Annotated in this window: 8 protein-coding genes; 1 reads left to right on the top strand and 7 read right to left on the bottom strand. The window is 60.9% G+C overall.

Annotated features, from left to right (window positions below):
* The 7 genes from JNL55_RS01565 to JNL55_RS01590 form a co-directional block, all read right to left on the bottom strand.
* On the bottom strand, positions 1-2,222 hold a 2,222-nt coding region (locus JNL55_RS01565), incomplete at its 3' end, for a serine hydrolase (protein WP_293848513.1).
* Positions 2,223-2,232: 10 nt separating this feature from the next.
* Positions 2,233-4,350, bottom strand: coding sequence for a prolyl oligopeptidase family serine peptidase (locus JNL55_RS01570; RefSeq protein WP_293848514.1), 2,118 nt, complete (start codon positions 4,348-4,350; stop codon positions 2,233-2,235).
* A gap of 114 nt (positions 4,351-4,464) precedes the next feature.
* Positions 4,465-5,493: a tRNA dihydrouridine(20/20a) synthase DusA gene (gene dusA, locus JNL55_RS01575; protein ID WP_293848515.1), complete on the bottom strand. Its 1,029-nt coding sequence runs from the start codon at positions 5,491-5,493 to the stop codon at positions 4,465-4,467.
* A gap of 114 nt (positions 5,494-5,607) precedes the next feature.
* On the bottom strand, positions 5,608-5,754 hold the full coding sequence (locus tag JNL55_RS37310) for a hypothetical protein (RefSeq protein ID WP_415922981.1): 147 nt from the start codon (positions 5,752-5,754) through the stop codon (positions 5,608-5,610).
* On the bottom strand, positions 5,735-6,313 hold the full coding sequence (locus tag JNL55_RS01580; protein WP_293848516.1) for a hypothetical protein: 579 nt from the start codon (positions 6,311-6,313) through the stop codon (positions 5,735-5,737). Before JNL55_RS01580 ends, JNL55_RS37310 begins: the two co-directional genes overlap by 20 nt.
* Positions 6,313-6,660, bottom strand: coding sequence for a plasmid mobilization protein (locus JNL55_RS01585; RefSeq protein ID WP_293848517.1), 348 nt, complete (start codon positions 6,658-6,660; stop codon positions 6,313-6,315). Before JNL55_RS01585 ends, JNL55_RS01580 begins: the two co-directional genes overlap by 1 nt.
* A 260-nt stretch (positions 6,661-6,920) precedes the next feature.
* A complete protein-coding gene (locus tag JNL55_RS01590) occupies positions 6,921-8,219 on the bottom strand; it encodes an HNH endonuclease (RefSeq protein ID WP_293848518.1) in 1,299 nt (432 codons plus the stop codon).
* A gap of 468 nt (positions 8,220-8,687) precedes the next feature.
* Between JNL55_RS01590 and JNL55_RS01595 the strand changes: the two genes are divergently transcribed.
* On the top strand, positions 8,688-9,011 hold a 324-nt coding region (locus JNL55_RS01595; protein ID WP_293848519.1), incomplete at its 3' end, for an AAA family ATPase.

The following is a 9,011-nucleotide window of genomic DNA, read 5'->3' on the forward strand; positions in this document are numbered from 1 at the left end:
TCGAAGTTCATGATGGGATACTGGCGCCATTCGCCGAAGTCGAAGTGCCACCACTCATTGACGATGACATCGAAGCCTTCCGCTTCCATCGCGTTCTTCAACAGATCCCGCCGCCAACGTTGCAGCGACGTGCCACCGACATGCAGCGGCGACGAACGCGACGACGGCTCGTCGTAACGCCCCACCATATCCACAACCTTGCCGGTCTTCAGATCGAACAGGCTGATGTCCGCCGCACAACCACGGTTGTGCCGCGAGCCCTGCGAGGGATCGGCCACGAACGGCCGGCTCTCCGGCGGCACTGCGTCCCAGAACATCCGCGTGGCGTACCACGGCCGATAGCCATCGAACAACGCGATGCCGAAGCCCTGCTCAGCAAGCTTGCGATGGGCGCGAACCAAAGCGTCCGCAGCGGGCCGCTGCAAGAAGAACCGCGGCGAATCGTAGAACGGCGCACCCATGAAGTTCTCCGCCGTCGCGTAACGCACGTCGAGCTTGGTGCCCGGCTCGACCGTGTGAACCTCGACCAGGTCCGGCTTACGGAAGCGCCCCGACTCCACCGGCGGCGAATGTTTCTTCGCACCCGCCAACAGCTCCGGAACGAAGCGCGCATTGATCCGGCCACGCACTTCCGTCTCTGCACCGAGATCGCGTCGAGGCAGCACGAAGCCACTGAGGCTCACCGCCATGCCCACGCCACGCTCATCGCGCATGAACTTCAGTTCTTCATTCGAGTACGGCCCAGCGGAAGGGAACCGATAAGAATCCTCACCGATTCGCTCCAACTTGTGATGCTGCGACCACTCGACTCGCGCATAAGCTTCGCCATCGCGCTCGTAGACGCGAACGATGTTATGGAACCAACCGTACTCGCCCACCAGCCCGACCAACTCGTCATTCGCTTCCGGCGGTCGCGCCCACTCAGTGCGCTGATACACGACGCCACGAAACGTCACCGAGCGGCCTTTGGGATCGACCTGCAGCTCGTCACCGGAGGTCGACAGATCATCGACGACAATGCGACTACCGCGCTGACGCAGCTCACCAGCCACTTCCGGCGCTTCGAGGAACAAGCGTTGATCGACGATACGAATATCCAGGCTGTGCTTGCCGTCGCTGTAGTGGCTTTGCAAGCGATGTGCCTGCGCCACGGTCAGCTTGGTGCTCGGTTCCACCACCGGCCGACGCTGCTTGCCCCGCGAAGCGAACACCTGACGAGCCGTGTAGTCACGCACTCGTTGCAACACTGGCTGCGCGCTGTCGATGGCTATCAAGGTGACGACGGCAAAGCCATCGGCCGGAAACAACGATAGACCCGTCGTGTATCCATACAGCCCGCCGCTGAGCGACGCGCTGGCATGACCATCCAACGAGCCGCGAGTCAGCTCGCCGCCCAAAGCATTGGCGTCACGGCCGAGCAGGAACTGCGCAAACCGAGCGACATCACTCAAGTTGGAGTAAGCGCCGACAGAAGCAGCGACGCCGGTATCGAACACAGTCGCGGTGAAGCGCTCACCATCGAACGGCGCCACTATCGAATGCGCCAACGAACTGCGATCCGCTCGCAGCGACGTACGAGTCATGGCTCTCGGCGCGAAGACAGTCTCAGCGAGCACCTGATCGAACGCCTTACCGGCAGCGACCTCGAGCACGCGAGCAATCACGGCATAGCCTGCATCCGAATACTTGTAAGCCGTGCCCGGCTTCGCGACCAAAGCCGTCGCGTTCAAGCTGGTGACGGCATCCGCCAAAGTCACCGGCTCCAGATCGAAGTGATTACCTCGGGGCGGCATGCGCACCAGTCCGCTGCGATGTTCGAGCAACTGACGCAGCGTGATCTCGCCACCAAAGGTATTGCGAGGCTGAAATTCAGGGAGGTAGCGCTGGACCGGCGCGTCGAGAGCCACGACGCCGCGGGCCGCCAGCGAGCGCAATGACTCGGCAGTGAATGCCTGAGTCAGTCCGCCGATGCGATAGACAGTACGAGCATCGACGGGCAGCTTGCCGTCGGCGTCGGAATGACCGACGCCGCCCGACCAAACCAGCCCGTCGCGAGTGACGATGCCGACCACGATGGACGGGATGTCGCGAGCGGCGCGCTCCTGCTCGACGGCCGATAAGGCCGCCTCGCCCGCTTTAATCCAACTCCCGTCGCTGCCGGTTGCCGCGGCCGTTGCTATGGCAGGGATCAATGCCGCCGCCATGACCACGGATCGCCACATATCGCTTACCTCATTCCCGGTTGGCTTCCTTCAGGAAGCGTTCGAGGAATTCTACCGTGGCTTGGTTCGCCTTCAGTACATTCTCGTGACGCTGCAGGCTGTGGGTCTCGTCGACCAGGATCAGGGCCTCCTGATGCACGCCCGTGTCGCGCAGTCGACGCGACAGATCCACCGTCTGACCAACGCGAACGTTGCGATCGTCGTCACCGGTGATGAACAGTACCGGCGACTTCCAACCGGCGAGCGCCGAAACCGGCGAGGACGTCCAGCCAGCTTCGATGGCCTGCTTGGTATCGGCAGGCACTTCGTACTGTTCGCGCTTGAACAGCTCCTTCAAGCCGTACTGGAGAATCCAGTCATGCACGCCGTGGATGTCGACGCCGGCTTTGAACAGAGCCGAGTCGTGCGCGAGGCCCATGGCAGTGAGATAGCCGCCATACGAACCGCCGTAGATACCAACTCGCTGACCATCCACGTCCGGCAGCGACTGCAGATACTTGCCGGCCGCCTGCACGTCCTGATACTCGGAGGCGCCGCGCTGGCCCGCCTTGGGCGGGAAGTGGAAGTCGAAGCCGTAGCCCGGGCCAAGCCGATAGTTCACGGCCAGCACCACGAAGCCACGATGCGCCAGATATTGGTTGATGGCGTAGTCGTTGGAGTAGTACCCCATCATGTGCCAGCCCAGCACCATCTGCCGCTGCGGGCCGCCGTGCAGATACACCACTGCCGGCCGCTTGCCCTTGGCCTTCGTCTTCGGCACGAACAACTGACCGTGCACCGTCAGGCCGTCAGCAGCCTGGAACGTGACACTCTTCGGCGTCACCAAATCGTCGGCCGGGAACTTCGCCGGCAGCAACTCGGGCGCGATCAGCTTCTGCTTGCCATCTTTCAAAATCGCCGGCAGCGGCGGACGTGTGGCCGTCCCGCTCAGATACAACAGGCGATCGTCGCCCGTGACGACCGGCGACCACTCCAGGCCCGCGCCCGAAGTCAGCTGCGTCACCTTGGAACGCTCCACTGGCGTCTGGAACAAGTGCCGGCGCTCGTGATCGTCTTTGTCGGTGCCGGTGTTGGCCGCGAAGATGACGCGTTTACGATCGGCGCTGAGCGTCGCCTCTTCCACCATGTAATTGCCCGGCGTCAGCAGCTCCGGCGTGCCGCCCTTGGTGGACAGCGAGTACACGTGCTGCCAACCGTCTTTATAAGAGTTGAAGACCAGGCGATCGCCCGCCGCCCACTCGAAGAAGCCGCTGAGCGTCGACTCGCGCAGCGTCTTGCCACTGCTCCAAATCGCTTTCGCGGTGCCCGTCTGCGCATCGCCGATCCAGATCGAATACGGCCGCGGCTCGAACTCGAGCGCTAGCGGCGGTGTGCCGCCATCGCCGAGGCGGCGGATGAAGGCGATCTGCTTGCCGTCGGGCGACCACGTCGGCTGACTGTCGCGATATACGTCCGGCGCGATCCAGCGAATCGGGGTGTTGTCGTCGGAGTAGATACCGACATAGGAAGTGGCGTCACGCGACGAGATGAAGGCCAATCGCGAACCATCCGGCGACCACTGCAACGAACCCGTACCGCCGCGCGCAGTGAACAGCTTCTTAGGTTCGGCACTACCGTCGGACGGCACGATCCAAGCCGCGCCGTCTTTGATGAAGACGACCTTGCGACCGTCCGGCGACAGCGTCGGATAGTCGCCCTCGGCCAGGCGCACCGGCGTGCCGCCCGCGACCGGGATGGTCCAGATCTCGACCTTGGTGCCGGCCGGATGCGACAGCACGTTCACCGGCAAGCCGCGATCCCAGTTGCCGCCGTGTTCTCCGCCTCTTACGTAGACGAGTCGCGAACCGTCTTCCGTCAACAGCAGGCTGGAAATTTCCTGGCCGTCGTCCTGAGTGTAGTTGGTGACTTGGCGGGCCGCGAAGTCCGGGCCCTTCGCCACCCAGATATTGCGCTTGCCATGATCGTTGACCTGCCAAGCAACCTGTGCGCCTTGTTTCGCGGCGACCAGATCTTCGGGGAAGGCGTAGCTGCGCACCTGCTCGAGTGTGTAACTCCACACCTGAGCGACGGGCGCTAAAGAGAAGACCAGCGCGAGCATGAGCCCGCGAGCACGACGATTGACGGTCATGTCGATCCCGGAGGTTGTTGGCAAGCCGTGAAACTTACCGCGCTTGCCGACTTTAAGCACTAGCCGCGAGCAGCGGCGGCTTTGCCTTTCGGAATCTTTACTGTTGAGACCGGATCAGGCCGCTTGCACGATTCGCAACGCATCGAGCAGCAAATCGGCCCCGGCCGTGGGATTGCCGGCCCCTTCGGAAAGATAGCGCCGCCACGACCGCACTCTGGGCAGGCCGGCGTACAGGCCCTGCACATGCTTGACCATGCTCCGCAATCGATGCCCTTCCGCCAGCCGAGCGCGCACATAGTCAGCGTACTGCTCGATCACCAGCTCGCGCGCCGGCAACGTCCAGCTCGGATCGAAAACCACCTGTTCGAGCTGCGCCAATAGATAAGGATTCGAATACGCCTCGCGACCGATCATCACGCCGTCGAATGTTTCTAAATGTTTTGTTACTTCTTCGACCGTCTTGACGCCGCCGTTGAGCACGAAGGTGAGCTTCGGAAATTCTTTTCGCAGCTCAGCGACCACGTCGTACTTCAGCGGCGGGATCTCGCGGTTCTCTTTGGGACTCAATCCTTTCAAGATCGCCTTGCGCGCGTGCATGACGAACACATCGCACCCCGCCGCCGCCACCGTTTGTATGAACTGGCGTAGGAATACAAACTCATCTTCCGCCTGCGGCATCGGCTCGATACCGATGCGACACTTCACCGTCACCGGCACACTCACCACGCTTCGCATCGCGCTCACGCACTCCGCCACCAGCGCCGGCTCTCCCATCAAACAAGCGCCAAAGCGACCACTCTGCACTCTGTCACTCGGGCAACCGCAATTCAGATTGATCTCGTCGTAACCGACGTCGGCTCCCATCTTCGCCGCAATCGCCAGTTCCTTCGGGTCGCTGCCGCCCAGCTGCAAGGCCACCGGATGCTCAGCCTGGTCATAATTCAGCAGGCGCGCGCCATCGCCCCGGACCAAGGCGGCCGAGGTCAGCATCTCTGTATATAAGAGAGTGTTCGGGCTTAGCAGGCGGAGGAAGAACCGACAGTGGCGGTCGGTGTAGTCCATCATTGGGGCTACGCTGACTTTCCGGGCCCTTGAAAGACTGGAGTTTTCGCTCGAAATGCCTATTTTCCTCGGGTTTTCCATTCAGGGCGTTACTGCGGGATTTTTGCGAATTCGGGGGTAGTATTTGAGTTGCCGGGGCGACAAAAAGGCGACATAAACGCTTGTCGCCCCGAGGTAAGCCTACCATGCCATATCTCAAGCTGAGAAAGCAGCCCGACGGCTCTCTGCGCTATACGGCGATCGTCCGAATCCGACGCAGTGGCAAGATGTTCCACCGGCCTCGCTGACCGCCTTCACGACGACATGCACGTGGGGATGCGGCTCATCTGTGTGCAGCACCATCGCGTAGCGATGCCGGCGCCCAAACTTCTCGCGAGCGAGACCGCGGACGGCCCAGCACCTTCTTCGGCGGCGTGCCGGCCGGCATGGAGAAGATGATCCGATGAATGAGCTTAGGCGGATCACGTCGATTGATCGCATACAAGTCCGTGCGTGGACGATCTGCCTCCAGATCCAAGTCCCAATCCTCGATGAGCTGCTGGACGGCCTCCTTGCCCGCCAACCGCTCGCCCTCGTCCGTCTCAATCGAGAGTTCGCCACGTCGGCCGATGTAGTTGAAGTGGGCCTTCACGCCGCTAAGGATGCTCGAGCCGCGCCCGCCGGACTCCTTGACCATCACCTCAGGCACCCGCGTGACCGTTCGGCGAATCTGCTCGAAGTGCGTGGGGGTTAGATACATCCGCCGACCGGGCGCCGCCCGACCGTAGCTCACGATGTCGAACAGCGGCTCACCGAGGTCAAGACGGATCGGCTTCATGCCCGCACTCCATGACTGGGCGCTGGCCTTCACCAGGCACTTGGTGTGATCGCGCAGCGCCTCGCAGGCCTTGAGGATCGCCATCAGATCCCCTCGGGGTGGGCCCGGGCCGTGCCCTGATGCGCCAGCCGCGTCAGCTGATTGAAGTTGCGGCCAATCGCCCCCAGCTCGGCCACCGACTGTTTGAGTGCCATCAGCTCGGCCTTCGGTAACGGAGAGGGGTTTCGCAGGTGAGCGCGCACCAGCACCGATATGTACGTCGCTACCGCCATCTGCCGCGACGCCGCCCGCTCACTCAGCAACAACCGGTCGTCGGGATGCAGCCGGACGCACGTGCGCGATCCACGCAATCGACGCCCCGCCGGCTTCAAAACATCGGTATCGATCTCGCCAACACAACGTGCCGCCGAATCAACCAGCCGATTCAGCAATGCCGACTCGGTCATCTGCTGCTGTTCCGCGAAGCTACGAAATCGTGCCTTCGTCTCCAGTGAGACGCGTGCAGCGATGAAATGTGTAGTGGCCCTGGACCACAGTGCTCAACAACAGCAGCCGCAGGCCTATCCTGCGATTCGTGCGATTCGTGGAAAACTCGGCGTTTCTCACTAGTGACGCATGGAAGACGTCCGACCGGGCAGACGCAACGGCTCACGTTATCTACCAACAGCGCCCAACACTCGGCGCATGGTCTTCAGAATGTATAGCGCACCATCTGCGGCCATAGTTCGATTCGAGCAAGGGTACTCGCCGATGGCGTGGGGTTGCGCTTGGGGGCTTCACCGCCATCAAACTGTGAGCCCTCGAGGCACCGGCGCCTACATCGAGAGGCGGAAAGATTGAAGTTTCTGTGCCAGGATCTCCTCGGGCGAGCGTCGCTCCCTTTTGCCGTGAGCATTGCCTGAACATCCTCATCATCCAGGATCAGAATCAATTTGCGGTGAATGCTCCATTGTTCGCGAACGGTGTGCTCGCAACCTCGGATATCACCGCCGCGGCGAGACAGGATCAATCCAAACATCCCCGCGCCATGCGGCTTTAGATAGTTTGCAATCTGCAACACGTCCGATTTCGACGCCTTCTTTGAGTAGTTCTTCGCATCAACGACGACATAGTCTGCTTGATAGTTGTTGCGCAAAAATGCCCAGAAGCCCTGCTCGGCGTAATTGGGGATGATGAAATCACGTCGGTTCGCTTTCGCTTTGTCATTATGCTCACAGAGGGGTTTGGCAAGCGTCGGGTAGAAGAGCCACTCAAGAATGTCGCCAATGAGGCTTTGATAGACCAGCCAGTCTCTTTTTCCTGGGGCGCAGGCCTTGAGCTTCTCCGCAAGGCTAAGCTCGGTGGATGGACCTCCCGCCGAGGCGCGTATCGATTGCAGGATTGCAGGGTAAAATCCGGGTGTGGCCTTCGGCAACTGCCCAGAGAACAGCTTCGCAAGCGTGGGTAGATCCCACAGCTCGATGCCCGCTCCGCGAACCGCATCGGTCTCAGCCTCGCGCAACGAGGCCGGAATCGCGAGGATGGGCTCGCTCTGCGGCAAATGCCCTGCGTAGGTGCGCAGCTGCTGGATGACATTAGCGATCCCGCCGGATCCAAACGTCGTCGTTGTCTTGCATTCGATGATCAACGAGCGCGCGGGCATCGGCCTGAGACGTTCAGCAATCAAATCCGCTCGCAGGCGATTGTTCCCCCCAATCAAAGCGTCCCGCTGAACACCCTTGTAGTCGGGATGAAGCGTCATCACTTCAGCCAGGAAGCTTACGAACTCTATTTCCCTGGGCTGCTGGCCCATGGAGGCCTGGCACTGCGCGCAGAGCAGTATCAAGTTCTCAGGCGATGAATCGCCCCCATACATGATGGGAGTAATGTGCTGGAGACCCAAAGCCGTCCCCGTGCCACAAATCGCACAGCAGTGACTGTACTTAGCGTACGTAGCGTCGCGCGCAGCTACGCTGATACGCATTCGCGTCTTCGGATCGTTCTGTGTCATCGTGACTGCCCCGGTGATCATCGCGGAGTTCTTTGCAACATTATGCAGCCCTCAGCGCTGATGTGCTTCACAGGATGGGTGGTGAGTCGGGTGAGCGGTCCGATGAGTCCGCCCCGCCACACAAGTGCGGCCCACTTGAAGACGGCAGTCCCGCGATCCGCCTCACCTTCACTCGCTACCATGGGGTTGCAACACCCCGCCTGTAGTAGTCCGTTTATATTTGCAGAGCAGCGGCCAGATCGTGGACGCCCTCGCCCTACTCTGATAAAATCCGTCCATTGATCTTCATTTCTTTCTATTTTCATTCACTTAGCAGTGGACTAATTTATGGATGTTGCTAACGTACTAGTCCACTTAGCTCGATTGTTGGTAGATAACAAGCGAGACGATGCCTTGCTGCTTATCCGCCGTGACCTTCCTCGACTGAGTCATGAACGCCCTGACTTGAGTGACAAGGTCGCTTCTGTAATGTCCAGAGCCGCAGCACAACCAACTCGTGGAGTCGCGTCGGCTATCCGCCCGCTCGATCAAGATACGAAGCTCCACCTAGTTCGAGAAGAATTTTCGCCAGCAATCGACGTGGAGCCTGTGTGGGATGAGGGAATCCAGAAGACACTGAGCGCATTCGTCGAGGAGCGCGCGCATATCAGCAGCCTTGAACGCGCCGGGATCACTCCGACTTCGACACTGCTGTTCACAGGCCCCCCGGGAGTTGGGAAGACCTTGGCTGCACGCTGGCTCGCACAACAGACCCAGCGCCCTCTCCTCACACTCGACCTAGCAGCAGTTATG

Origin of the sequence: Steroidobacter sp., from assembly GCF_016790065.1 — a bacterium.
Lineage (GTDB): Bacteria > Pseudomonadota > Gammaproteobacteria > Steroidobacterales > Steroidobacteraceae > Steroidobacter.